Below are 25843 nucleotides of genomic sequence, written 5' to 3'. Positions count from 1 at the left end.
GGCATGTCCGCTTTCCACAGCCAGGGCCGCGGGCACCTGGACGGTCCCGTGGTGGTCCTCGGCACGGGGCTTCTGGGCACCAGCATCGGGTTGGGCCTGCGCGGCCGGGGTGTGCCGGTTTTCCTTTCCGACCCTTCGCCCACCAACCAGGCTGTTGCGGTGGACATTGGCGCGGGCCAGCCCTTGGCCGGGTTTGCCGGCGCCAGCCCGCAGCTGGTGGTTGTCGCGGCACCGCCGGATGTCACGGCCGATGTTGTGGCAAAGGCGCTGGCTGATTACCCGCACTCCGTTGTTGTGGACATCGCAAGTGTCAAGGCGGAAATCCTCGCTGCGCTGCGCAGCCGCGGCGTGGATCTTTCCCGCTACGTTGGCACGCATCCTATGGCCGGGCGGGAAAAGTCCGGCCCCGTTGCAGCCCGCGGAGAGCTATTCACCTCGATGCCCTGGGTAGTCTGCCCCTCGGAGGAAACGTCCGGCGCTGCCCTTCAGACCGCCCGCTCACTGGCTACGGACCTGGGGGCGGTTGTTTCCCAGTTCACTGCTGACGAACACGATGAAGCCGTGGCCCTGGTATCGCATTTGCCGCAGGTCATGTCATCGCTTTTGGCCAGCCGGCTGCAGGGAACCCCGCTGCACGCATTGTCCCTTGCAGGCAACGGATTGCGGGATGTCACCCGGATCGCCGCGAGTGATCCTTCCCTCTGGGTCCAGATCCTGGGCGGCAACGCGGCCAAGGTGGTCGAAATTCTCTATGGTGTTCGGGAGGACCTCAACCGCCTTATCAGCACGCTGGAAGAGCCAACAGCCCCGGGCGCCCGGCTTGACCTGGCACAGCTGATGAGTGAAGGCAACGCGGGACAGGCGCGGATTCCGGGCAAGCACGGCGGGCCTCCCCAGGCGTATTCGTGGCTCACCGTCCTGGTGGACGACAAGCCGGGTCAAATTGCCCGGCTCCTCACCGAGATCGGCGAAATCGGCGTGAACCTTGAGGACCTGCGCCTGGACCACTCGTCAGGCCAAAACGTGGGTATGGTGGAAATCTCCGTGTTGCCGAACAAGCATGACCACCTGATCGAAGCACTCAACGACCGCGGATGGCGGGTACTCCAGTAATGACACAAGAACTTCTTGACACCGTGCCCGCGCTTCGCGTCGGCAGGCCGTTGGTGGTTGCCATCGACGGGCCGTCGGGTTCCGGCAAGTCCAGCGTCAGCAAGGAAGTGGCCCGCAGGCTCCGGCTTGCCTACCTGGACACCGGCGCAATGTACCGGGCTCTTACCTGGTACTGCCTCAACCAGGGCATCGACCTTGACGACGGCGCGGCGGTGGAGCAGGCGTCCAGGGACCTGGTCCTGGCCCTGAGCACCAGCCCGCAGGAGGAGTACGTCCGCGTGGGCGGGGTTGACGTTACGGATGCCATCCGTGAACCTGCCATCTCCTCGGCAGTCAGTGCCGTTGCCACCACCCTTGGGGCGCGGACGGAGCTCATCCGTCGCCAGCGCGAACTGATCGACAAGCACCACCGCCGAATGGTGGTGGAGGGCAGGGACATCACCACCGTCGTCGCCCCCGGTGCTGAGGTGCGCATGCTGCTGACGGCCAGCGAAGAGGCACGGCTGCGCCGGCGCGGAATCCAGCTCGGCGGTACCCAAAACGCCGAGCAGCTGGCCGCACAGGTAACGCACCGTGACGCCAAGGACTCCACGGTGGTCAACTTCACGCAGGCCGCTTCCGGCGTAGTGACCCTCGATTCTTCCGATTTGGACTTCGACCAAACAGTTGCCGCGGCCCTCGTGATTGTGACCAAGGTTTTGAACCGTGACTGATACCACCGCGGCCAAGCCCAGGCCGGACATCCCATCCGCCTGGACCATGGCCTGGAGCAGGCCCGTCGGCTGGATCCTGGACCACCTGGTCTACCGGACGTCGGTCACCGGCCGGGACAACGTTCCCACCGGCGGTCCCGTCATTTTCGCAGGCAACCACATCAGCTTCCTGGACGGACCGGTGATGTTCGGGGCTTCGCCGCGCCCCATGCACATCCTGGTGAAACAGGAGATGTTCAAGGGCTTTCTTGGCGGGGTGCTGACCGCATCCGGCCAGTTGCCCGTGGACCGGTCAGGTGACCGTGCGGCACTGCAACGCTGCAAGGACGTGCTGGACTCCGGCCGTTGCGTCGGGATCCTTCCCGAAGGTACGCGGGGGAGCGGGGCAGCCGCTGACATCAATGGCGGCGTGGCCTGGCTTGCGTTGAACTCCGGCGCTCCGGTAGTGCCGGTGGCCATCCTGGGCACCCGCAAGGGGGACGAGCACCTGGATTCGGTTCCGCGGCCGGGCAGGCGGTTCCACGTCAGCTTCGGAAATGCGCTGACGCTGACACGAAGGGCCGGTGAAAGCGGCCGGGCTTCCATGGACCGGGCGGCCCTGGAGATCCGGGCGGCATTATCGGGGCACGTGCAGGACTCCATCCAGCTCACGGGCCAGCCCCTGCCGGATGCACACTTTTCCAAAGATTTCACAGCAGTAGCCGGGACGCCGGCAGATGACCACTAAGGACGATGCAATGAGCGACACAACCCAGAATTCCGGCCACACCGGCGCGGGCGATGACGAATACATCCCCTCCGGCGCGGACCAGGTGGCCGAACGGCTGGCCGCGATAGACGACGACGAGGCGGAGCTCCGTGCTGCCTCGCTCCGGGCGGGCCTGGAGGACTACGACCTTGACGAGGACGACGCCGCGCTGCTCAGCGGCGAATACGACGACGAGGACTATGAAGGCCCGGTCAAGCTCGATCCCGTCCTGGCCATCATCGGGCGCCCCAACGTCGGCAAGTCCACCTTGGTCAACCGCATCCTGGGCCGCCGCGAAGCCGTAGTGGAGGACACCCCCGGCGTTACCCGCGACCGCGTGATGTACTCCGCCAACTGGAACGGCCGCAACTTCACCCTGGTGGACACCGGCGGCTGGGAGCACGACGCGCGGGGCATTCACGCGCGGGTGGCCGACCAGGCGGAAATGGCCGTGGAACTTGCAGACGCAGTCCTCTTCGTGGTTGATTCCGCTGTGGGTGCCACCGCCACCGACGAAGGTGTGATGAGGATGCTGCGCCGCAGCAAGAAGCCGGTCATCATGGTGGCCAACAAGGTTGACGACTTCGCCCAGGAAGCCGACTCCGCCACGTTGTGGGGCCTCGGCTTCGGCGAGCCGTATCCGGTCTCTGCGCTGCATGGCCGTGGCGTGGCCGACCTTTTGGACCATGTCATGGACGTCCTCCCCGAGTTCTCCACGATCGAAGGATTGGAACGCTCCGGCGGCCCCCGCAGGATTGCGCTGATCGGGCGCCCCAACGTGGGCAAGTCTTCACTGCTGAATAAGCTGGCCGGCACCGAGCGAGTGGTGGTGGACAACACCGCCGGCACAACCCGTGATCCCGTGGACGAATTTATCGAACTTGGCGGCCGCACCTGGCGGTTCGTGGACACTGCAGGCATCCGCCGCCGCCAGCACATGGCCCAGGGCGCGGACTACTACGCCTCCCTGCGCACGCAGGCCGCGCTCGAGAAGGCCGAGGTCGCCGTCGTGCTCCTCGCCGTGGACGAAGTCCTCAGCGAGCAGGACGTCCGGATCCTCCAGCTCGCCATCGAATCGGGCCGCGCCATGGTGCTCGCCTTCAACAAGTGGGACCTGCTCGACGACGAACGCCGGCGTTACCTCGAACGTGAAATTGAGCAGGACCTGGCCCATGTTGAGTGGGCGCCCCGCGTCAATATCTCGGCCAAGACCGGCTGGCACAAGGACCGCCTGGTTCCGGCACTGGACCTGGCGCTGGAAAACTGGGACAAGCGCATCGCCACAGGCCGCCTTAATGCCTTCCTCGGCGAACTCGTGGCCGCGCACCCGCACCCTGTCCGCGGCGGCAAGCAGCCGCGCATCCTTTTCGGCACCCAAGCCTCAAGCAGGCCGCCAAAATTCGTGCTGTTCACAACCGGATTCCTGGACCCCGGCTACCGCCGCTTCATCACCCGCAGGCTGCGGGAAACCTTCGGTTTCGAGGGCACTCCCATCGAGGTCAACATGCGGGTGCGGGAAAAGCGCGGCAAGAAGCGCTGATTCCGGTGATCTTTGCGACACGGGAGACCTGGAAGGCCGGAAAGTGTCACTGGCACCCTCCGGAATCGTGTAAGCTCTTCTAGGTGGTTCGGCCGGACTGCTGGTGAAAATCCTCGGGGAAATCCTGGATTAAGCACAGCGGAGAACGGCGGAACCAGCGGGCTGTAGCGCAGCTTGGTAGCGCACTTGACTGGGGGTCAAGGGGTCGCAGGTTCAAATCCTGTCAGCCCGACCACAAAGGCCGGAACCACGCGGAAACGCGTGGTTCCGGCCTTTTTTGTAGCCACTGTCCAGCATCGGGACATTCACTCAAGGCTTGGCAGCGCCCAGCCGACAGTATTCCTGGGCGCTGCCAAGAGGGCCTTTTCAGCCCTTACGTGGAGGCGTCGCGAGAGCACCCCACGCTTCGGTTGTCAGTACCTCACCAAGTAGATGTAGATGACGAACTTCCACTCTCCCTTGTAATTCTTGTACCAGGCGCGGTGGTACTTGCCGTGGCAGTCCTTGTCGTGATGGTTGTGGACGTAAACATACTTATAGTTGCCGTCCCAGGCGCGATCATACTTATGGCCCTTGGCGTCGTGATCATGGTGGTGGGCGTGCCTATAGCCATTCGAGTGGTCGTGGTGATGTCCGCGCTTGTGGTCGTTGACGTACTTGCTGTGATGCGATTTGCCATCTCTGTCTTTGTAGTCGTCGCCGGCAACAGCGGCACCAGCTGATCCACCGAAGATCAGGCCTGTGGCGAGGACGGTGGAGCCGAGGAGGCGGGATACTTTGTTCATTGCACTTTCCTTACGTGATCGCATGATCGATACCGCAGGAACGGGAGAGCCGGCAGGGTGGGCACGGCCGTCATTGGGCGCGGTCCACTCCGTTGTTGACTCGCCTGTCTACGGTTTTGTCTCAAGCCCGATCGATGTGCAGGAAGCACCAAGCTTGAGGATGCGAGCGCCCGTACCAATGTTAAACCTGCTACTTCCCCCGGTTTATCTGTTGAGGGGCGCTGTGGGTGATGACTGAACACACGGTAAAGGCCCAGAGAGGCACTTTATGTTCGTATTGAGCGCCGGTTTCTGGACCCTCATGTAATCAGATGCCGTCCGCCGGGTTTGTATGCGGGGGGACGTGCAAACAATGATAAGTCGCTGGGCGCACGCTGTGAAGGCTCGGTGTTCCATTACGCAAAAGTTTCTGCGAATACTTATTCCGCCCCGTTGATTGCGGCGCCGCTGGAAGCCTTCTGCCCAGTTGGGGCCTGCCCGGCCAGTTTCGGCTGCGTGGCACATACTTGCTCCCTGGACCCTGTTGAAACACGCTTTGGTTCCAGGCGCAAGGGAATTAGCAGAAACTACAAATTGGCTGAAGCGCGCGAAGCGCGTTTACTTCAGGAACTTTGACGTCCTGCGGTCGGCGAGGATTTTGCCCTTGGTCTGGCACGTGGGGCAGTACTGCAGGGCGGTATCGGCGAAGGAAACTTCCCGCACGGTGTCGCCGCACACGGGACACGGCTCGCCGGTCCGGGCATGGACCCGCATGTGGCTGCGCTTGACGTCCTTTAGGTCCTTCGGTGGTTTCCCCCGGGCCTCGGCAAGGGCGGTTCCCAGCACACCGTGGATGGAATCATAAAGAACCTGTACCGTCTCACGGTCCAGAGATTTAGCGGTGGCGAAAGGGGAGATCCGGGCAGCGTGAAGTATCTCGTCACTGTAGGCGTTGCCGATGCCGGCGATCACACTCTGGCTCCTCAGGAGGCCCTTGATTTGCTGTGAGCTGGCCGCAAGGATTTCGGCCAGCATGTCGGCGTCGAACGCCTCGGTGAACGGATCCGGCCCGAGCGTTGCGATCCCCGGCACCTCCTGGGGATCCCGCACCACGTAGACGGCCAGGCTCTTTTTCGTACCGGCCTCCGTAAGGTCGATGCCGCGCGGCCCATCCGGGCCCCCGAAGGTAAAGCGCGCCGCGATGTGCCCCTTACCCATCCGCAGCTGGGCGTCGGTGGGAGAGTCGGTAAAACGCACCCAGCCGGCCCTGGCCAGATGGAAAACCAGAGAGATGCTGCCGGTGTCGATGCTGACAAACTTGCCGAAGCGGCGTACGCCCGTCACCGTCCTGCCTTCCAGGGCGGTGAACGGCGGATCTGCCGTTTTGAGGACAGCGAAGGACACGATCTGCACTTTGGTCACCGAGGTTCCCCTTAGATGATCGTCGAGAAATTCAGCCAGGCCGGCCACCTCGGGAAGTTCCGGCATGGCCTACCCCGCTGCTTCCCGGCGTCCCGGAAGGGTGCGTGCGCTCATGCGTCCCATCTTGTCAGAATCCCCGGCGAACGCTCCGGCAGTTGTGCCTATACTTTCAGCGGCGGCCCGTTCGGGCCCCTTTGACATTGGTGTTCCACCCATGAAAGGCCCCTGATGAGCAACATTCCCGAAGACCTGTCCTACACCGCCGAACATGAGTGGGTATCTGCTCCCAATGGCGACGGTGTGGTCCGGGTGGGCATCACCGACTTCGCCCAGGACGCACTGGGTGACGTCGTTTACGCCCAGATGCCGGAAGTGGGCACCAAGATTACGGCAAACGAAGTTGTTGGTGAAGTCGAATCCACCAAAAGCGTCAGTGACATCTACGCGCCCGTCAGCGGCGAAGTGGTGGCCCGGAACGAGTCCCTCGACACTGATTCAGCGCTGATCAACACCGATCCCTACGGCGACGGCTGGCTCATTGAAGTAAAACTCGCCGAAGCGGACGCCGTTGAGTCGCTGCTCAGTGCATCCGAGTACGAACAACAGGTAGGCTAAAAGCTATCCGGTAAATCCGGTTCGGCCAGCTGAGCAGACGGCACGTCTTCGCACGTCAGCGGCCGGATCGGGAGCCGGTGCCGGACCCGCAAGGCAGGCCCGGACGGCAAACGACACTTGCAGGCGTGAGAGCTGCAGCGGAAGAGGAGGAATCCATGGCTGGCCACACAAACAACCCTGCCGATGGGGAATACGGCAATGGTGCGGCCAGGGCGTCGGAGACCACCTCAATCCATCTCACCCCGGTGCGCGATGAACCCACCATCACCCCCAAACTCTCATCCGACGAGCGGAGCTCTGTTGAGGCACTGCCCGCCGGGTCCGCGCTCCTCGTTGCGCACAGCGGACCCAACGCCGGCGCCCGCTTCCTGCTGGACTCGGACGTCACCACCGCCGGCCGGCACCCCGACGCTGATATCTTCCTGGATGACGTCACGGTGTCCCGCAGGCACGTCGAATTCCGGCGCACCGCCCGCAGCTTTGAAGTAGTGGACAAGAACAGCCTGAACGGAACCTACGTGAACCACGACCGCGTGGACAGCGTTGAACTCAAGTCCGGCAGTGAAGTCCAGATCGGCAAGTTCCGCCTCACCTTCTACCTGAGCCCTGCCAGCGCTGCAGGCCGCGGCTGATCCGGGGACCGCTGCCTGTGGCAATGGCACAACCGGAACGCCGCGGACCCCAGGTCCTGAACATCGGCGAAGTCCTCGCTCAGCTCAGCGGGGACTTCCCTGGCATGACAGCGTCAAAAATCCGGTTCCTGGAGGAAAAAGGCCTGATCAATCCCCGCCGCACCCCGGCGGGCTACCGCCAGTATTCCGACGGCGACGTGGAACGCCTGCGCTTTGTCCTGGCTCTGCAGCGGGACCAGTACCTGCCCCTGAAGGTCATCAAGGACTACCTTGATGCCATCGACAGGGGAGAGCGCCCGGAAAACCTGCCGCCCGGCGTCGTGGTGTCCCCGCGCATCGTTTCGGATGAACTGGCGGCAGAACTGCAGAACCGGGGGCGGAAGCTCACCGAAGAGCAGCTCCGCACGGAGTCCGGCGCCAGCGTTCCGCTGCTCCAGGCCCTCCTGAGCTTCGGCCTGATCAGCCACTCCAACGGGCAGTTCGACGAACACGCCCTCCAAGTCGCCAAGGCCTGCGTGCAGCTGGAAAGCCACGGGCTTGAGCCGCGGCACCTCCGGCCCTTCCAGGCTGCTGCCGAAAGGGAGTTCGGCCTGGTGGAGCGCGCCGTTGCGCCCCTTGCTTCACGCAAGGACGCTTCGTCACAGGCGCGGGCAGCGGAGGCAGCCCGCGAAATCAGCGACCTCTGCCTCACCCTGCACCGTGCTCTGGTGCAGGACCACATCTCACGCATGGACATCTGATGATTGAAGTTGAGATCGTAGGCGTTCGGATCGAACTGCCTTCCAACCAGCCGCTGGTCCTCCTGCGGGAGATGCACGGGGAACGCCACGTGCCCATCTGGATCGGCACCCCTGAGGCCAGCGCCATCGCACTCGCCCAACAGGGTGTGGTTCCGCCCAGGCCAATGACACACGACCTCCTGGTGGACGTGGTCGAGTCGCTCGGCCACTCCGTGGTCAGTGTGAACATCGTGGCCGTGGAGGACAACATTTTCTACGGCCAGCTCCAGTTCGAGAACGGCACCACCGTCAGTTCCCGCGCCTCCGACGCCCTCGCCGTCGCCCTCCGTGCAAAATGCCGGATATGGTGTGCCGATTCAGTGATGGACGAAGCCGGCGTCCGGATTACCGAACACGATGAGGGTGAGGACGCAGAGCCCGGCCCCACCGTGGATGAAGAGCGTGAGATGCGCCGCTTCCGTGAGTTCCTGGACGACGTGGAACCGGAGGACTTCGACGGTTAAGGTCACGTTAAGGTTAAAGTTCAGCCTTAGAGTTTCGACACGCCTCTTTCAAAGGCCCAACGTCTTTGACCTCGGGTCCCCGCGGGCCTAACGTCTAAGTATCGAGTTCCCATTGCTTACGGCAGCCGCGCAAGTCACACTGGAAGGTGCGCCCCGCGGAATTACAGGCATGAATTTCATACCTGTTGAGACTGCTGCAGTTCTTCCCGCGGAGCTTATGACAAGGAGGATCCAGGTGAGTCCCAAAGGCGAAGCAGGCGGGCTTAAACAGCCCACGGCCGGTGTTGCTGTGCCCGCAAGCGGTGCCCAGGGCCTCCTGTTCACCGAAGACCTCCCTGTCCTGGACGAGGACGCAGGATACCGGGGCCCCACCGCCTGTAAGGCAGCCGGTATCACCTACCGCCAGCTGGACTACTGGGCGCGCACGGGACTGGTGGAACCCGCGGTCCGCGGCGCCGCCGGCTCGGGATCCCAGAGGCTGTACGGCTTCCGCGACATCCTGGTCCTCAAGGTCGTCAAGCGCCTGCTGGATACGGGGGTATCCCTGCAGCAGATCCGCACGGCCGTGGAGCACCTGCGTGAACGCGGCGTGGAGGACCTGGCACAGATCACGCTGATGAGCGACGGCGCCAGCGTCTACGAATGTACGTCTGCGGACGAAGTCATTGACCTTGTGCAGGGCGGCCAGGGTGTTTTCGGCATCGCCGTCGGACGAGTCTGGCGGGAGGTGGAAGGCAGCCTCGCATCGCTACCGAGCGAGCACGCTGAGCAGTCCTTTCCCGACGACGAACTGAGCAAGCGACGGGCTGCCCGCAAGATCAGCTGAGGCCTGCCCCGCACCCTTTTGTGTACTGCAGAGGCCGCTCTCCCGAGGGGAGGGCGGCCTCTGCTGCGTTTCTTAGCGTACCCGGCTGCACAAGCCGCTTCCGACCGCCATCACGTTGGCCAGCAGGTCATCGAACAGGGCTGCGGCGGCCTTGGCGGACTCACCGGGCCAGTGGTGCACCGGATGGGCAGCACCCTGGATCTGCTGCCAGTTCGCCTGCTCCGGTATCCGGGGGCTGAGGAGGAGCTCGCCGAACATAGACTCCATTTCGGCCAGCCGGTAGCTGTGCTCGGAGGATCCCGAGCGCACCCGGTTGGCGATGATGCCGGCGGGGGACAGGTTGGGCGCGAATTCCTGCCGGAAAAGCTGGATGGCCCTCATGGTGCGCTCGGTCCCGGCAACGGAAAACAGTCCGGGCTCGGCAACAAGGGCCACCTTGTCGCTGGCTGACCATGCCATCCGGGTCAGGCCGTTGAGGGATGGCGGGCAGTCGATCAGGACCAGCCCGTAGTTCTCCGCGGAGCCCAGCACCGTGGAAAGCCGGCGCAGATCGCGGCGGCTGAGATCGGGGCGGTCGTAGATGCCCGTGTAGGCAGAGCCGACGGCGACGTCCAGGACCGCCGGACCGGAACCGTTGGAACCGGCCTTAGCCGTCCAGCTGCTGCCAACAACGTTCTCAGTGAGCTTGGCGCGGCGGGGGCTCTTGAGCATCCTGCCGATGTCCAGCTGGTCACCGGGCTGCACGCCCAGGGCGGTGGTCGCGTCTGCGTGGGGATCAAGATCCACCACCAGCGTACGGACGCCCGCGGCAAGGGCTGCAGATGCCAATCCGGTGGTGACTGAAGTCTTGCCGACTCCACCCTTGAGGCTGCTGATGCTGACTACTTGCACTTGAGAGACCAAAACCTAACGCCGGATGCCGTGTTGGGAGTAATGTTTGCTCCGGCAGTGCCGAAGCCGGACGGTCCTGCCGCCCTACACATCATATGTGGATGCGTCGGCGAATCCTGCTTTATCAGGCGTTGGCATGGCACCGACTATGCTGCCAGGGCGGTTTCTGCCCGGCCCGACAGAAGGGCACGGGACATGACGGGGAAATCTGTGATGGTGGCCACAAAGATTTGTGTTTGTCCTTGCGGGTCCTAGACACTGTGACCACTCACCGATCCACCCGCAATGATGCAGGAGAAGTATGTTTTCCAAAGTTCTGGTGGCCAACCGCGGCGAAATCGCGATCAGGGCCTTCCGCGCCGGCTACGAGCTGGGCGCTAAGACCGTTGCTGTGTTCCCCAATGAGGACAGGAACTCGATCCACCGCCAGAAAGCGGACGAGGCCTACCTGATTGGCGAAGAGGGACATCCTGTCCGGGCTTACCTTGACGTCGCTGAGGTGGTGCGGGTGGCAAAGGAGTCCGGCGCGGACGCCATTTACCCCGGCTATGGTTTCCTTTCGGAAAATCCGGACCTGGCGCGCGCGGCCAAGGAGGCAGGCATCACCTTTGTAGGCCCGCCGGCCGAGGTTCTGGAACTTGCGGGTAACAAGGTGGCGGCACTGAAGGCAGCCCGCGACGCCGGTGTCCCCGTGCTGAAGTCCAGCGCCCCCTCCAAGGACCTGGACGAGCTCATTGCGGCTGCCGATGAAATCGGCTTCCCCATCTTCGCCAAAGCCGTGGCCGGCGGCGGCGGACGCGGCATGCGCCGGGTGGACACCCGCGAGGCACTGCCGGAGGCGTTGCAGTCCGCCATGCGTGAGGCCGATGCGGCCTTCGGCGATCCCACCATGTTCCTCGAGCAGGCCGTACTGCGGCCGCGGCACATCGAAGTGCAGATCCTGGCTGACGCCGAGGGCAACGTGATGCACCTCTTCGAGCGTGACTGCTCCATTCAGCGCCGCCACCAGAAAGTCATTGAAATCGCCCCGGCCCCAAACCTGGACGAAGGCATCCGGCAGGCCCTATACCGCGACGCCGTCAAGTTTGCCAAGGCCTTGAACTACGTCAACGCCGGCACCGTGGAGTTCCTCGTTGACACCGTGGGTGAGCGCGCCGGCCAGCACGTCTTCATTGAGATGACCCCGCGCATCCAGGTGGAGCACACTGTCACCGAAGAAGTCACCGACGTCGACCTCGTGCAGGCACAGATGCGCATTGCCGCCGGCGAAACGCTTGCGGACCTCGGGCTTTCCCAGGACGCCGTAAAGCTGCGGGGCGCGGCACTGCAGAGCCGCATCACCACCGAGGACCCGGCGAACGGCTTCCGCCCCGACGTCGGAAAGATCACCGGCTACCGTTCCGCCGGTGGGGCCGGTGTACGGCTCGACGGCGGCACTGTCTACTCCGGTGCCGAGATCAGCCCCCACTTCGACTCCATGCTTGTTAAGCTCACCTGCCGCGGCAGGGACTACCCGTCAGCCGTCGCCCGTGCCCGCCGTGCCCTTGCCGAATTCCGCATCCGCGGTGTCTCCACGAACATCTCGTTCCTGCAGGCGGTGCTTGACGACGCCGACTTCATCGCCGGCGACGTCGCTACGAACTTCATCGACGAGCGCCCGCAGCTGCTTAAGGCACGGGTCTCGGCTGACCGCGGAACCAAACTCCTCACGTGGCTGGCTGAAGTAACAGTCAACAAGCCGAACGGCGAGCTGACCGTGCACTCGAATCCTGCCAGCAAGCTGCCGTCCGTGAAGGACAAGCAGCCGGCAGCCGGCTCACGGCAGAAGCTTCTTGAGCTGGGCCCTGAGGGCTTCGCCAAGGCTCTGCGCGAACAGAACGCCGTAGCCGTCACGGACACCACCTTCCGGGATGCCCACCAGTCACTCCTGGCCACCCGCGTCCGTACCCGTGACCTGGTGGCCGCCGGTCCCGCGGTCACCGCACTTATGCCGGAGCTGCTTTCCGTAGAGGCCTGGGGCGGTGCCACCTATGACGTCGCCCTCCGGTTCCTCGGCGAAGACCCTTGGGACCGGCTCGCCGCGCTGCGCCAGGCGCTTCCGAACGTGTGCATCCAGATGCTCCTGCGCGGACGCAACACCGTGGGCTACACGCCCTACCCGGAAGAGGTCACAGAAGCGTTCGTCAACGAGGCCGCGGCAACGGGCATCGACATCTTCCGTATCTTCGATGCGCTGAATGATGTCAGCCAGATGGCACCGGCCATCCGCGCTGTCCGGGCAACAGGCACCGCCGTCGCCGAAGTGGCGCTGTGCTACACCGGAGACATGCTGGACCCTGAAGAGAAGCTCTACACGCTGGACTACTACCTGGAGCTCGCGCAAAAGATCGTGGACGCGGGAGCCCACATCCTGGCGATCAAGGACATGGCGGGCCTGCTCCGACCCGCGGCCGCGGCGAAACTGGTTTCGGCCCTGCGGGAGCGTTTCGACCTGCCGGTGCACCTGCACACGCACGACACCGCAGGCGGCCAGTTGGCCACCCTGCTGGCCGCCGTGGATGCCGGTGTGGACGCAGTGGACGTGGCCTCCGCATCGCTGGCCGGAACCACCAGCCAGCCCTCGGCCTCCGCCCTGGTTGCAGCACTGGCGCACACTCCGCGGGACACTGGCCTCAGCCTCGCCGCCGTCAGCTCGCTGGAGCCGTACTGGGAAGCGGTCCGCCGCGTCTACGCCCCGTTCGAGTCCGGCCTTCCGGGCCCCACCGGGCGTGTGTACCAGCACGAGATTCCCGGCGGGCAGCTTTCAAACCTCCGCCAGCAGGCCATGGCCCTGGGGCTGGGGGAGCGCTTCGAAGCGATCGAGGACATGTACACCGCCGCTGACCGCATCCTCGGCCACCTGGTCAAGGTCACGCCGTCATCCAAGGTGGTGGGCGACCTCGCCCTGCACCTCGTAGGCCTGAACGCCGATCCTGCGGACTTCAACGAAAACCCGCAGAACTACGACATCCCGGATTCCGTGATCGGATTCCTCTCCGGTGAACTGGGTGACCCTCCCGGTGGCTGGCCTGAGCCGTTCCGCACCAAGGCCCTCCAGGGCCGGAGCGTGAAGGTCCGCGACGTGGAGCTCAGCGCCGAAGACAGCGCCGCCCTGAAGTCCGATTCGAAGACCCGGCAGCACACGCTGAACCGGCTGCTCTTCGACGGGCCCACCAAGGATTACCTGAAGAGTGTGGAGACCTACGGCAACATCTCGGTTCTGGACACGCGCGATTACCTCTACGGGCTCCAGCGCGGCCAGGAGCACGAGATCCAGCTGGAAAAGGGTGTGCGGCTGATCGCGTCCCTCGAAGCTGTATCCGAGCCTGACGAAAAGGGCATGCGCACAGTGATGTGCACCCTAAACGGCCAGTCCCGGCCTGTAGTGGTCCGGGACCGTTCGGTGGTCAGCAACGTCAAGGCCGCCGAGAAAGCCGACCCCGCCCAGCCCGGCCACGTCGCGGCCCCCTTCGCCGGTGCCGTCACGGTGACGGTCAAGCCCGGCGACGCCGTGAACGTGGGCGACACCGTAGCCACCATCGAAGCCATGAAGATGGAAGCGTCCATCACGACGCCGGTAGCCGGCAAGGTTGGCCGGCTCGCCATTTCCTCGGTTGAGCAGGTCCAGGGCGGAGACCTGCTGCTGGTGATTGAGCAGTAACGGGGTAACTGATTGAAAACAACGAGAGGGCCCTCCGTCAGGAGGGCCCTCTCGTTGTGTTCAGGTAGTGGTTGAGGCAGGGCTCGATCCTCTGCGTGCTATTCCCCACGCCCCGCTGGGGCCGCTTCGCGGCGAGCGGGGGCGCGGGGCCCCTTTTACGCACGCTGTCGGACCGGGCCCTGCCTCTTGCGCTGCCCCGCCACACCGGGCGTCACGAGCGGGGTGCTGAGTACATTTCTTCGATGACCGTTTCGAAGTCCTTCATCACCTGGGCGCGCTTGACCTTCATTGAGGGTGTCAGGTGTCCGGAGGCTTCGGTGAAGTCGGCGGGAACGATCCGGAAGGACTTGATGGCCTCGGCCTGGGACACCGAGGCGTTTGCTGCGGTGATCAGGTCCTGGACGGCGGCCTTCACGACGGAGTTGTTGGCCGCCTCCTCGAGGGAGGTGTTGGCCGGAAGGTTGTGGCGCTGCAGCCAGCCGGGCAGGGCTTCCTGGTCCAGGGTGACAAGGGCTCCGATGAAGGGCCTGTTGTCGCCGACCACCAGCACCTGGGACACCAGGGCATCGGCGCGGATCTGGTCCTCCAGCAGTGCCGGGATGACGTTCTTGCCGCCGGCGGTGACGATGATTTCCTTCTTGCGGCCAGTGATCCACACGAAGCCGTCGTCGTCGAGGCGGCCGATGTCCCCGGTGCGGAACCATCCGTCGGCGAAGGTCTCCGAGGTCAGGTCCTCCCGCTTGTAGTAGCCGCGCATCACGCAGACGCCCTTGGCGAGGATTTCCCCGTCCTCGGCAATCCTGACGGCATTTCCGGGCAGTGGCTTGCCGACGGATCCGATCTTGATCAGGGACGGGGTGTTGACGGAAATGGGGGCCGTGGTTTCGGTCAGGCCGTAGCCCTCGAGGACCTGCAGGCCGATGCCCTGGAAGAAGTGGCCCAGGCGTTCACCCAGGGGGCCGCCTCCGGAGACGGCGTGCGCAACGTGCCCGCCCATGGCCGCGCGCAGCTTGCTGTACACCAGTTTGTCGAAAAGGGCGTGGCGGAGCTTGAGGCCAAGGCCCACCCGCCCGCTCTGGCGCGCTTTGGAGAAGGCGATGGCGGTGTCCGCGGCCCTATGGAATATGGCGCCCTTGCCGCCGTCCTCTGCCTTGGTCAATGCCGAGTTGTAGACCTTTTCGAAGACGCGCGGCACGGCAAGGATGAAGGTGGGCTCGTAGCTTTGCAGGTCCGCGAGCAGGTTCTTGATGTCGGGCGTGTGGGCCACTGTTGTTCCGGCAGCCATCGCCAGGACGGAGATAAAGCGTGCGAAAACATGGGCCAGCGGCAGGAACATAATGGTCTTCGCGTTTTCATGGACGATTTCGCCGATGATTGCAAGGGCGTTGTCCGAGAGTTCAACGAAGTTTCCGTGCGTGAGCTCGCAGCCTTTGGGACGGCCAGTGGTGCCGGAGGTGTAGATGATCGTGGCGACGTCGTCCAGGCTGGCGGTAGCGCGCCGTGCCTCAAGGTCTGCGTCGCTGACCCCGCGGCCGGCTTCGCGCAGGGCATCCAGGCCCTGGCCTTCCAGTTGCCACACGTGCTGGAGTGTTGTGAGCCCTTCGGCGGTCACGGCCTGGCGGATCACGTCCTCATGGTGCGCCGCCTCGCCGAAGGCTGCCACCGCACCGGAATCCCCGAGGTTCCAGGCCACCTGGGAGGGGGATGAAGTTTCATAGATTGGAACGGATACTGCTCCCGCAAACCAGATGGCAAAATCCACCAGGGCCCACTCGTAGCGGGTGCGGGACATGATTCCTACCCGGTCACCCGGCGCCACGCCGCTTGCCATCAGCCCCTTGGCCAGGGCCGAGACGTCGGCCAGGAAGTCCGTAGCTGAGATGTCCTGCCAGGCGCCGGCGGAGTCGAGCCGCGAAAACAGTGCAGGGTTGCTGGGCTTTGCGGCCTGCCGCAACACCAGGTCAGTGATGTTGGTTTCCCGTGGGACAACAACAAGAGGCGGAACACTGAATTCGCGCACTATAGCTCCTTTGATATCCGAAGACCCGCGCAGGGTATGCCTAAAGACTAGTACGCCTGTAACGGGCCGTGCAGTAAACAAAACTACTGACCAGTAACTTGGGCGTCAATGGTGCCGGCGGGACATGCGGGGCTGCCTCCTCTGTCTCCGCAACCGCAAGCCTAGAATTGTTGACTATGTATGTACCGCCACCCGGCGAACAGGCCGGACCGCTCCGACGACCAGTTCCCTGGAGGCGGCGCCCGGCTACCGGCCCGACCAGGCTGCGTCACGGTGAAGGCTTCCGGGAACACCTGCGCCTTGGGCGAAAAGGCCTGGCCATCGGCATCGACATCGGCGGAACCAAGGTGGCTGCCGGCGTCGTGGATGCCGAGGGCAGGATTCTCAACGAGGCGCGCCGCTCAACGCCGGGCACGGACCCGCGGGCAGTGGAACAGGTCATCGTTGAACTCGTGGCGGAACTTGGCCGGGGGCACCGGATCTGGTCCGTGGGGATCGGCGCTGCGGGATGGATGGACCTCGACGGCGGCACTGTGCTCTTCAGCCCGCACCTCGCCTGGCGGAACGAACCTCTGCGGGAAAACCTGCAGCGCCTCCTGCGCCGTCCCGTCCTGCTCACGAACGACGCCGATGCCGCTGCCTGGGCGGAGTGGCGCTTTGGCGCCGGCCAGGGCGAGGACCGGCTGGTGTGCATCACCCTGGGCACGGGAATCGGCGGCGCCATGGTGATGGACGGGCGGGTGGAACGGGGCAGGTTCGGCGTGGCCGGCGAGTTCGGCCATCAGATCATCATGCCGGGCGGGCACCGCTGCGAGTGCGGCAACCGGGGGTGCTGGGAGCAGTATGCATCCGGAAATGCGCTGGGGCGCGAAGCCCGCATCCTGGCGCGGGCGAACTCCCCGGTGGCCCAGGACCTGCTGGCAGCCATGGGTGGCAATCCCGACATCATCACCGGGGCAGTCGTCACAGAGCTCGCCCTGGCAGGTGATGCCGCTTCCCGTGAACTGATCGATGAAGTAGGTGGGTGGCTGGGTCTCGGCCTGGCCAACCTGGCGGCCGCACTGGATCCCGGCCTGTTCGTTATTGGCGGCGGCCTTTGTTCCGCCGGGGACCTGCTGGTGGAACCCGCCCGCAAAGCATTTTCCCGCAACCTCACCGGCCGTGGCTTCCGCCCTGCCGCCGGCATTCAGTTGGCGGCACTGGGACCGAATGCAGGGCTGATCGGGGCGGCGGACCTCTCCCGCGTGAGCAGCAGGTTACGTGCTTAGGGTATTAGCGGCCAGGCACTAAACGCGGGCGCCGTCGTCGTTCTCGTCTTTTTCCTGCGGAAGCTTCATGATCAGGTAGACCGTACCCAGCACAAACACCGCCACAATGCCTAGAACGGCGAGCACTGGCGCCGACCGCCAGAACATGACTGACAGCAGCAGGGCTATGGGCCCGCCCACAGCAGCCAGCCAGGCCAGCATGGTCAACGGGTCCGTTCCGGCCAGGCTCGGCGGTTCCTCGGGAATGAACTCGCCGTCGTCCGCGTCCACGTCATAATCGCGGGGGCCGGCAGCTGCAGCGCCGTTGCCGTCGCTGCCACCGGCTGGGTCCTGCCGCTCGGCGGCGGACAGCTCGGTGGGGGCTGCCCCGGCAAGTCCCAAGGGGTCAAAGTCACGGAAAGTGGCGGACCTGCCCGCCGCGGGAGTGCCCTCCTGCCCTTCCGGAGTGCCGGCCGGTTCGGTGGCTGCAGGGCCGGTGGGGGAGTCAGCTTCAAGGCGGGCCACGAGGTCACGCCAAACGGCGTCGTCATGATTGGCCCCCTGGTCCGGCGGGCCGGCGTCAGGCCTGTTCACGGAGGGCCTCCTGGCTGGGGCGTGCACCAGCTGCGGCTGCAGGGCCGGCAGCGGGAACAACGCTGCGGATGAACTCCACCGAACCCGCAAAGATCTGGTCGGCGTCGTTGTCCATGGTAGCCACGTGGTAGCTGTTCTCCAGCCGGACCAGCTCCAGGGGAGCGTGGGTGAGGCCGCGGCGAAGTGCCACGATGCTGGCGTCGGACACCACGTGATCAATGGTGGAACGGTAAACCTGCACAGGTGCGGTGACCCTCGGCAGGATCCGGATGGTGTCCTTGAACATTTTGTTGAGTTCATGGGCGGCGGCCACCGGGGTGCGGTTGTATGCGCCCTCGTCCATGCCTTCCTTGAGGATGTCGTTGGCAATGGCCGGCGTGCTCTTCATGACCAGTTTCAGGATTCCGGCGAGCGGCGCGCGGGGATCATCGATCACCAGTGCCGGGTTCACCAGCACGACTCCTGCCACCGGCCGCGTGGCTGCGATACGCAGCGCCAGCGCCCCTCCCATGCTGAGGCCGGCGGAAAAAACGTAGTCGCAGTCCGTGTCGAGTTCAAGGTAGGCGTCGTCAAGTGCGCCGTGCCACTGCTGCCACGTGGTCCTGGCCAGCTCCTGCCAACTGGTTCCGTGACCCGGCAGCAGCGGCATGCGGACAGCGAAACCGGCAGCGGAGAAGGCCTGCGCCCACGTCCGCAGGCCATGGGGGCTTCCGGTGAATCCGTGGGACAGGACCACGCCGATCCGGGGCCCCTCGCCGTTAAATACGCAGCTGTAGGGGCTGTGGTCCGGACTGGAGGTCATGGGGTCTCCACTGAGGTGTTCTGGCTGGAGTGGGCGTAAAAGAAGGCACTGGATTTGGCGAAGATCTCCGGTGCGTCCACGTCCAGCGTAGCCACATGGCCGCTGCTTGCAAGGCTGACGACCTCCACCAGGTGCGTGCCGAGGCGTTTCCGCAGTACTGCCAGCGAAGTGGGCGGAACTACCGCGTCGGTGCTGGACTTGAACACCTGCACCGGGGCAGTGACCCGGGGCAGGCCCCGTGTGGCGGCTCCAAAGAGCTTTTTCAGCTCGTGCACGGCGGCGAGGGGAGTGCGGGAATAGTCGCCGTCTTCGGTGACCACCGCCGTGGCTTGCTCCTCCTGGATGGGGAGGGTGGTCTTCTGGAAGTATTTGAGCACGCCAATGACACGTACCCGCCGGTCATAGAAGCTCAGCCCCGGGTTCACTACCGAGACCCCCGCCACCTGGTGCCTGGACGCAGTCAGGAGCGCGATCGCTCCGCCCATGGACAGCCCTGCCACAAAGCAGGTCTCAGTCCGCTCCGCAAGCTCCAGGTAGGCGGTTTCAAAGCTGCCGTACCATTCGCTCCAGCGTGTCCGGGCAAGCTGGCGCCAGTCCGTCCCGTGCCCGGGCAGAAGCGGAACGGTTACTGCGTACCCCTGGGAGGCAAGGTGTTCCGCCCAAGGCAGAACACTCAGCGGGCTGCCGGTGAAACCGTGGCAGATTGCCACTCCGACGCGGGCGTTTTCCCCATGGCCCGGATAGCTGAAAGCGGCAGGACGGGACGGGATGCTGCTTTCGCTCATGACTCCATCGTGTCACTGTTCCGGGCAAATCTCACTAGAGTATGGTTGCACTGAACTGCCGGTCAGGCCCGACGCGGGGCTTGGCGGCTGCCTTTCGGAGAGGTTTTGCACGTGTTCTATTGGGTGATGAAAAGGATCTTTCTGGGTCCGGTCCTGAAGCTGCTTTTCCGCCCCTGGGTAAAGGGCCTGGATAACATTCCGGCCGATGGTCCGGCGATTATCGCGTCCAACCACCTCTCCTTTTCCGACTCGATCTTTATGCCGCTGATGGTCCGCCGCCCCGTGGTGTTCCTGGCCAAGTCGGAGTACTTCACCGGCACGGGGGTTAAGGGGAGGCTGACGGCAATGTTCTTCCGCCTCACCAACCAGCTCCCCATGGACCGGTCCGGCGGCGCGGCGTCGGAGGCGTCGCTGAGCGCCGGAATGGACGTCCTCTCGCATGGCGGGCTGCTCGGTATCTACCCGGAGGGCACCCGCAGCCCTGATTCGCGGCTGTACCGGGGCAAGGTGGGCGTGGCCAGGCTTGCGCTCAAGGCGGGCGTGCCGGTGGTTCCAGTGGCAATGATTGGAACGGACAAGGTCCAGCCCATCGGCAAACGCCTGCCGAACATCCGCCGGATCGGCATGATTTTTGGTGAACCGCTGGATTTCAGCAGGTATCACGACCAGGCTGGGGACCGGCTGATCCAGCGGCAGGTTACGGACGAGATCATGTTCGAGCTGATGCGTCTCTCCGGACAGGAATACGTGGATGAATACGCGGCGGTGGTGAAGCTCCGGCTCGCCGGCAAGCCGTTGGACCCGGTCGCTGCCGCAGCACCCCCCGCCGCGCCGGCGCCCATCGAAAGTGCCCGCGGCAGCTTCGATGCTGACGCGGCCGGTCCAAGTGCCGAGGCCGGGCAGCCGGGCGCCGGCAGCGAGAAACAGCAGGACGACGGCGGAGCTGCCGCCAGCGCCTGAGCCCTTCTGCCAGGGGCCGCGGCCGGCACCCCTCCGCGGCCGGTGGTGTCTATGACGCCGGGCCTGGGATGCGTGACGCGGCGGTGTTCGGAGCACCTGCGGGACCGTTAGTCTTAGAGGGTGACTGAGCTATCTGCAAAACCTGCCTTTTCGCTGTCCAGCACCGCACAGAGCGGCGCGGCCAACTATCCCGGACTCGACGACTGGCGGGACCTTCCCATCTCCCAGCAGCCCAGCTGGCAGGACCGGGACGTTTTCGATGCCTCCGTCAAGGAACTGTCCGTGCTTCCTCCGCTGGTGTTCGCCGGCGAGGTGGACGTGCTCCGCGAGCGGCTGGCCGCTGCTGCCCAGGGCAAGGCATTCCTGCTCCAGGGCGGCGACTGCGCCGAAACGTTCGAAGCCGCCACAGCGGACAAAATCAGCGCGAGGGTCAAGACCATCCTGCAGATGGCAGTGGTCCTGACGTACGGCGCCGCAATGCCCGTCATCAAGATGGGCCGCATGGCGGGCCAGTTCGCCAAGCCCCGTTCGTCCAACGATGAGACCCGCGACGGCGTTACACTTCCCGCCTACCGCGGCGACATTGTCAACGGCTACGACTTCACCCCGGAATCCCGCGGCCACGACGCCGCCCGCATGCTCCGCGCCTACCACACCTCCGCCTCCACGCTTAACCTCATCCGCGCCTTCACCCAGGGCGGATTCGCGGACCTGCGCTCCGTACACCAGTGGAACAAGGGTTTCACCGAGAACCCGGCCCACGCACGCTACGAGTCCCTGGCGCGGGACATCGACCGTGCCATCATGTTCATGGATTCCTGCGGAGCGGACTTCGAGGCGCTCAAGCGCGTCGAGTTCTTCGCCAGCCACGAGGCTCTCCTCCTGGACTACGAGCGTGCCCTCACCCGCATCGACTCCCGCACCGGGTTCCCCTACGACACGTCCGCGCACTTCCTTTGGATCGGGGAACGGACCCGCGAACTGGACCACGCACACGTCGACTTCCTGTCCCGCGTGCGGAACCCCATCGGCGTCAAGCTGGGCCCGTCCACCACCGGCGACGACGCCCTCCGCCTGATCGACAAGCTGGACCCGGAGCGCGAGCCCGGCCGCCTGACCTTCATCACCCGCATGGGCGCCGGGAACATCCGGGAGAAACTGCCCGCCGTCGTCGAGAAGGTCACGGCCTCAGGCGCACAGGTGCTCTGGGTCACCGATCCCATGCACGGGAACACGGTTACGTCCCCCAACGGGTACAAGACCCGCAATTTCGACGACGTCATTGACGAAGTACGCGGCTTCTTCGAAGTGCACCACGCCCTGGGGACCGTCCCTGGCGGCCTGCATGTGGAAATGACCGGCGACGACGTCGCGGAGTGCCTCGGCGGCGCGGACCCCATCGACCAGGACGCCTTCCTGGACCGTTATGAGTCAGTATGTGATCCGCGGCTGAACCACATGCAGTCGCTGGAGATGGCCTTCCTGGTGGCTGGGGCACTGGCCAAGCGCTGAGCCGGGCCCATCCCTGAAGCGCGCAGGCGCTTGTCCTGACTGGCACGATCGGGAACCGGCACGACGGGTGTGGGCGGAGCGGATCCGCCTACACCACAGTCAGTGTGATGACTGATCCTTCGGGTACTTCGGTATCCACGGGGTCCTGGTCCCGCACAGTGCCAAAGAAGCCGCCCAGGATATTATCTACCTGAACCTGGAAGCCCAGGCTTTCGAGGGCACGCTTCGCTTCAGCCGCCTGCCGGCCGATGTAGCTGGGCACCTCCACCATTCTCGGTCCCTTTGAGATGGTCAGGGTCACCGTCCCGCCCCGGGTGAGGGTGCCGTTTGCCGGAGACTGGCTCACAACGGCGCCCTCCGGGATATTCCTGTCGAAGACCTCTTCCCGCGCTACCTCCGCCTCCAGGCCGGCCGCCTCGATGGCGTCCTTGGCATCATCCTCGTCCAGGCCCACAACGTTGGGTACCGGGATTGGCTCCGGACCTTTGGACACCACCAGGTTGACCGGAGTGCCGTGCCGTAGCGGGGTACCGGCGGCCGGATCCTGGGACAGGACAACTCCCGCCGGCGCAGCCTCGTCAAACTGCTCCGTGACCGTTCCCAATGCCATCCCGGCACTGTTCAACCCGGTTTTTGCTTCCTCGATGGTTGCCCCGGTCAGCCCGGGCAGAGGAAACAGTTGCGGGCCCTTCGAGACAAAGACCGAAACAGGCTGGAACTTCCGGATTTCCGACCCGGCCGGGGGTTCGGTGCCCACCACCAGCCCGCTCGGCACGGCGTCGTCGAAAACGTCCCTGGTGGTGGACCGGAACCCCGCCTGGCTGAGGAGTTCCTGGGCCTGTGCCACCGTCTTGTTCGCCACGGCAGGAATGGCCGCAGCCGAACCGGGCCCCATGCCGAAGAACCAGCCTGCTCCTGTTGCCAGCAGCGCGGCGATGAGCAGGACAACCACCCACAAGACCCCCCGCCGGCGCGGGCTGCCCTCGCGCAGGTTGCGTGCCGGAGTGGCCGCAGCCCGTGCGCGGGCTTTTTCCTCTTCCTTATCAGCCTTGCGCTGGGCCCGCTTACTGATCGCCGCAGGCGCCGCCGCCCATGGTGCGTCATCGTCCGTCCCAGGGGGAGTGAGTTCATGCCGAAGACCGGGAGCAGGAGAGCTGGCTGCCTGACCGGTGACCTGGCCCGGCCCCTGCTCCTCCACTTGCTGCAACGGGCGGTACGGCGGTAACGACGGCCGGCCAAAGGGCATAACGCTCGTTGGATTGTTGGTACGGGCTATAACTTCGGTGTGGTTGTGGTTCCCGGCGGGACCCGGGCTGCCTGCAGCCAGGGCGCCAGGCGGCTGCAGGTCCAGTTCGCGGTCACTGAGGTTGGTCCTGATATGGCGCAGCTCCTGTAACAGGGCGTTGCCGTCGATGGGACGGTTCTCCGGATCGTTGGCAGTACACCACTGAACGAGTTCATCCACTTCGGCCGCCAGGCCCGGCACCAGTGCCGAGGGTGGACCCACCGTCCCGTTGACGTGCTGATAGGCCACCTGAATGGGGCCCTCGCCCGTAAACGGCTGCTGGCCCGTGAGCATCTCGTAGAGCATGATGCCCGTGGAGTACACATCGCTCCGGGCATCGGCGGGTTTGCCGAGAACGAGTTCGGGGGAGAGGTAGGCCACCGTTCCGAGCAGCGTTCCGGTGCTGGTGGAGGTGGTGACTGCCCGGGCCAGGCCAAAATCCCCGATCTTGATCCTGCCGTCTTCGGCTATCAGGACGTTTTCAGGTTTCACGTCCCGGTGGATGAACCCGGCTGCGTGGGCGGCGCCCAGGCCTTCCACCACCGGATCAATGAGCGCCAGCGCGAGCCGGGGCGGAAGCGCGCCCTTGGCCTTGAGGACGTCCCGCAGCGTATGACCCTTGATGTACTCCATCACCAGATACGCGGTGTTGGCGTCGGTGCCTTGGTCCAGAACTCCCACGACGTGCGGGTGGGAAAGCCTGGCTGCGGCCTTGGCTTCCCGGCTGAGCCTGTCAAGGAAGTTTTCGTCCGCGGAGAGGTGGGGGTGCAGTACCTTCAGGGCCACGTCCCGTTCCAGCCGCTGGTCGGTGGCCACATAAACGGTGGACATGCCGCCCCGCGCCAGCCTGGACCTGACGGCGTACCGGTTGTCCACCAGGGTTCCTACCAGAGGGTCTGACACGTGTTCCTGCACCCTACGATCGTAATCCAGCAATGAAACGGGTCCGAACCGATATCGGTCCGGACCCGTGCCGCCTTCCGCTGGCCGCCCCCGCGTTGCGGGAGCAGCCGGGGTTGCTAGCCGAAGTTCTTCTGGTGTGCCTTAATGGCGGCGACGTAGGCCTTGGTGTCCTCGTACATGCCGTATTTGCTCACCGAATACTGCCCCTGGTAGTAGCCGGCGATGGCTGAATCCCTGTCCTTGCTGGTGGCGAGGAGCTGGCGGATGATCGCCACACCTGCCGTCGCATTGTCGTAGGGATCCAAAAGGTTCAGCTTCCGGCCCACCAGGTCCGATGCCCACTGGCCCGAGCTGGGGATGACCTGCATGGTTCCGATGGCATTCGCAGGGGATACCGCACGCTGGTCGAAGCCGGACTCCTGGTGGGCGAAAGCGAGGGCGAGAGACGGCTCCACGCCCATGGCCCGCGCCGTGTTCGCGACAATGCCGCGCATCTGATCGCGTGACGGCACCGGCGAAGCGTTCAGGAGTGCCTTGTTTTCGTTCGCTGAGCTCACCACGGCGGCGGGGTAGGTAAAGCCAAGGAAGGAACTGGGCACGAGGGGCGTAACAGAGGCTGGTGGCTGGGGTGCCTGCTGGCCGGCCCCCGGGATGGCCAGCTTGTTGCCCGGGTAAATCACCGTACGCAGGTTCATCTGGTTCGCGGAGAGGAGGTCCGAAAGCTTGACACCGTGGCGGGAGGCAATGGCAGAAAGCGTGTCACCGGCCTTGACGGTGTACGAGCCGGATGCCGGGGCAGCAGCCGAGGTGTTTGCCAGAGCCGGGGCAGGTGCCGCCGGTGCAGGAGCGGGGGCCGCCGGTGCGGGAGCGGAGCCGCCGCCGCCAACCTTGATCTTTTGCCCCGGGTAGATGATGGAGCGCATGTTGAGGTTGTTCCACGAAAAGACGTCCGACAGGCTTACCTTGTGCTTGGCGGCGATGGCCCCCAGCGTGTCGCCCGGCTTCACGGTGTAACTGGCACCGCCGCTGGCCGTCGACGGTGCGGCAGCCGGTGCAGGGGCCGGAGCGGGAGCTGCGGGCGCCGGGGTACCGGAAAGCTTGATCTTCTGTCCCGGGTAGATAAGTGTGTTCGCCTGCAGGTTGTTGAGCTTCAGGATGTCGCCCGTGTTCAGCCCGAACCTGCCGGCGACAGCGCTGATGGTGTCACCCCGGGCGATGGTGTACTCGGCCGGCACGGAGGGCTGGGCCGGCTTGAAGGCCGAGGGGATGGTGGTGGAGACGGACGACGCCGGGATGACGGCCGCCGTCGCCTGTGCCGCCTGCGCTGCCTGGGCCTTCATGGCCGCGGCGAGGGTGGCCGGAACAACGCGGGCGGGCGGCTCCGCGGCAGCGGGCTGGGCGAGGGCCAGGGATGACAATACGACCGCAGGCAGCGCTGCCGTAGTGGCAGCGATTGTGGGCAGGCTCGGTTTTGGGGGCTGCTTGGGCGAGCGGGACATCGTCATGGAAAGAATCCTCTTCTCAACTG

The 25843-nt window shown here is 64.9% G+C and carries 22 protein-coding genes and 1 tRNA gene; 14 read left to right on the top strand and 9 right to left on the bottom strand.

Going from position 1 to position 25843, the window contains the following annotated elements; all coding sequences use genetic code 11:
* The first annotated feature begins 3 nt into the window (after window positions 1-3).
* The 5 genes from AC5RT4_RS10365 (at window position 4) to AC5RT4_RS10345 (ending at window position 4349) form a co-directional block, all read left to right on the top strand.
* Window positions 4-1113, top strand: a complete 1110-nt coding sequence (locus AC5RT4_RS10365; RefSeq protein WP_494105647.1) for a prephenate dehydrogenase — start codon at window positions 4-6, stop codon at window positions 1111-1113.
* The gene (gene cmk / locus AC5RT4_RS10360; protein WP_494105646.1) at window positions 1113-1826 is read left to right on the top strand and encodes a (d)CMP kinase; all 714 of its coding nucleotides are present in this window, start codon (window positions 1113-1115) and stop codon (window positions 1824-1826) included. The genes AC5RT4_RS10365 and cmk overlap by 1 nt, the downstream gene beginning before the upstream one ends.
* A 46-nt stretch (window positions 1827-1872) precedes the next feature.
* Window positions 1873-2553, top strand: coding sequence for a lysophospholipid acyltransferase family protein (locus AC5RT4_RS10355; RefSeq protein ID WP_494105667.1), 681 nt, complete (start codon window positions 1873-1875; stop codon window positions 2551-2553).
* Window positions 2554-2563: 10 nt separating this feature from the next.
* Window positions 2564-4114, top strand: a complete 1551-nt coding sequence (gene der / locus AC5RT4_RS10350; RefSeq protein ID WP_494039400.1) for a ribosome biogenesis GTPase Der — start codon at window positions 2564-2566, stop codon at window positions 4112-4114.
* A gap of 158 nt (window positions 4115-4272) precedes the next feature.
* Window positions 4273-4349: transfer RNA gene (locus tag AC5RT4_RS10345), tRNA-Pro, on the top strand.
* A 178-nt stretch (window positions 4350-4527) separates the two neighbouring features.
* Here the strand turns inward: AC5RT4_RS10345 and AC5RT4_RS10340 are convergent.
* Entirely contained in the window at window positions 4528-4923 is a 396-nt protein-coding gene (locus AC5RT4_RS10340) for a hypothetical protein (RefSeq protein WP_494105645.1), read from the bottom strand.
* Between the two features lie 573 nt (window positions 4924-5496).
* Window positions 5497-6366: an Fpg/Nei family DNA glycosylase gene (locus tag AC5RT4_RS10335; protein ID WP_494039402.1), complete on the bottom strand. Its 870-nt coding sequence runs from the start codon at window positions 6364-6366 to the stop codon at window positions 5497-5499.
* Window positions 6367-6528: 162 nt separating this feature from the next.
* Between AC5RT4_RS10335 and gcvH the strand changes: the two genes are divergently transcribed.
* From gcvH to AC5RT4_RS10310, 5 genes are all read left to right on the top strand, one after another.
* Window positions 6529-6915, top strand: coding sequence for a glycine cleavage system protein GcvH (gene gcvH, locus AC5RT4_RS10330; RefSeq protein ID WP_494039403.1), 387 nt, complete (start codon window positions 6529-6531; stop codon window positions 6913-6915).
* Between the two features lie 155 nt (window positions 6916-7070).
* Window positions 7071-7547 carry an FHA domain-containing protein gene (locus AC5RT4_RS10325; RefSeq protein WP_494105644.1) on the top strand — a complete coding sequence of 159 codons (477 nt, stop codon included), beginning with the start codon at window positions 7071-7073 and terminating at the stop codon, window positions 7545-7547.
* Between the two features lie 23 nt (window positions 7548-7570).
* Window positions 7571-8287, top strand: coding sequence for a transcriptional regulator FtsR (gene ftsR / locus AC5RT4_RS10320; RefSeq protein ID WP_494039405.1), 717 nt, complete (start codon window positions 7571-7573; stop codon window positions 8285-8287).
* Window positions 8287-8790, top strand: coding sequence for a bifunctional nuclease family protein (locus tag AC5RT4_RS10315; protein ID WP_494039406.1), 504 nt, complete (start codon window positions 8287-8289; stop codon window positions 8788-8790). Before ftsR ends, AC5RT4_RS10315 begins: the two co-directional genes overlap by 1 nt.
* Window positions 8791-9025: 235 nt before the next feature.
* Window positions 9026-9616: a MerR family transcriptional regulator gene (locus AC5RT4_RS10310; RefSeq protein WP_494039407.1), complete on the top strand. Its 591-nt coding sequence runs from the start codon at window positions 9026-9028 to the stop codon at window positions 9614-9616.
* A 72-nt stretch (window positions 9617-9688) separates the two neighbouring features.
* On the opposite strand, the gene AC5RT4_RS10305 is transcribed toward AC5RT4_RS10310, so the two are convergent.
* Window positions 9689-10507, bottom strand: coding sequence for a ParA family protein (locus AC5RT4_RS10305; RefSeq protein WP_494105643.1), 819 nt, complete (start codon window positions 10505-10507; stop codon window positions 9689-9691).
* Window positions 10508-10808: 301 nt separating this feature from the next.
* Here AC5RT4_RS10305 and AC5RT4_RS10300 point away from each other — a divergent pair, with 301 nt between their 5' ends.
* Window positions 10809-14207, top strand: a complete 3399-nt coding sequence (locus AC5RT4_RS10300; RefSeq protein WP_494105642.1) for a pyruvate carboxylase — start codon at window positions 10809-10811, stop codon at window positions 14205-14207.
* 211 nt (window positions 14208-14418) lie between these two features.
* On the opposite strand, the gene AC5RT4_RS10295 is transcribed toward AC5RT4_RS10300, so the two are convergent.
* Complete coding sequence (locus tag AC5RT4_RS10295; RefSeq protein ID WP_494105641.1) at window positions 14419-16227, bottom strand: AMP-dependent synthetase/ligase; 1809 nt, start codon at window positions 16225-16227, stop codon at window positions 14419-14421.
* A 176-nt stretch (window positions 16228-16403) separates the two neighbouring features.
* On the opposite strand from AC5RT4_RS10295, the gene AC5RT4_RS10290 reads away from it, so the two are divergent.
* A complete protein-coding gene (locus AC5RT4_RS10290; RefSeq protein WP_494039411.1) occupies window positions 16404-17495 on the top strand; it encodes an ROK family glucokinase in 1092 nt (363 codons plus the stop codon).
* Window positions 17496-17513: 18 nt separating this feature from the next.
* Here AC5RT4_RS10290 and AC5RT4_RS10285 read toward each other — a convergent pair whose 3' ends face one another.
* From AC5RT4_RS10285 to AC5RT4_RS10275, 3 genes are read right to left on the bottom strand one after another with little or no spacing between them, the layout of a single operon-like run.
* On the bottom strand, window positions 17514-18068 hold the full coding sequence (locus AC5RT4_RS10285; RefSeq protein ID WP_494105640.1) for a hypothetical protein: 555 nt from the start codon (window positions 18066-18068) through the stop codon (window positions 17514-17516).
* Window positions 18055-18870, bottom strand: coding sequence for an alpha/beta hydrolase (locus AC5RT4_RS10280; RefSeq protein WP_494039413.1), 816 nt, complete (start codon window positions 18868-18870; stop codon window positions 18055-18057). The genes AC5RT4_RS10285 and AC5RT4_RS10280 overlap by 14 nt, the downstream gene beginning before the upstream one ends.
* Window positions 18867-19655, bottom strand: coding sequence for an alpha/beta hydrolase (locus AC5RT4_RS10275; protein ID WP_494039414.1), 789 nt, complete (start codon window positions 19653-19655; stop codon window positions 18867-18869). Before AC5RT4_RS10275 ends, AC5RT4_RS10280 begins: the two co-directional genes overlap by 4 nt.
* Window positions 19656-19766: 111 nt before the next feature.
* Between AC5RT4_RS10275 and AC5RT4_RS10270 the strand changes: the two genes are divergently transcribed.
* Window positions 19767-20615: a lysophospholipid acyltransferase family protein gene (locus tag AC5RT4_RS10270; RefSeq protein ID WP_494040119.1), complete on the top strand. Its 849-nt coding sequence runs from the start codon at window positions 19767-19769 to the stop codon at window positions 20613-20615.
* Window positions 20616-20735: 120 nt separating this feature from the next.
* Complete coding sequence (locus AC5RT4_RS10265; RefSeq protein WP_494039415.1) at window positions 20736-22127, top strand: class II 3-deoxy-7-phosphoheptulonate synthase; 1392 nt, start codon at window positions 20736-20738, stop codon at window positions 22125-22127.
* An 88-nt stretch (window positions 22128-22215) separates the two neighbouring features.
* On the opposite strand, the gene AC5RT4_RS10260 is transcribed toward AC5RT4_RS10265, so the two are convergent.
* Both AC5RT4_RS10260 and AC5RT4_RS10255 read right to left on the bottom strand, forming a co-directional pair.
* Window positions 22216-24327 carry a Stk1 family PASTA domain-containing Ser/Thr kinase gene (locus AC5RT4_RS10260; protein WP_494105639.1) on the bottom strand — a complete coding sequence of 704 codons (2112 nt, stop codon included), beginning with the start codon at window positions 24325-24327 and terminating at the stop codon, window positions 22216-22218.
* Between the two features lie 104 nt (window positions 24328-24431).
* Window positions 24432-25820, bottom strand: a complete 1389-nt coding sequence (locus AC5RT4_RS10255; protein ID WP_494039417.1) for a lytic transglycosylase — start codon at window positions 25818-25820, stop codon at window positions 24432-24434.
* Window positions 25821-25843 lie beyond the last annotated feature (23 nt).

The organism is Arthrobacter sp. sptzw42 (assembly GCF_059089685.1).
Note: the sequence above shows the minus strand (reverse complement) of the source record. Positions and strands in the feature narration are given on the sequence as shown.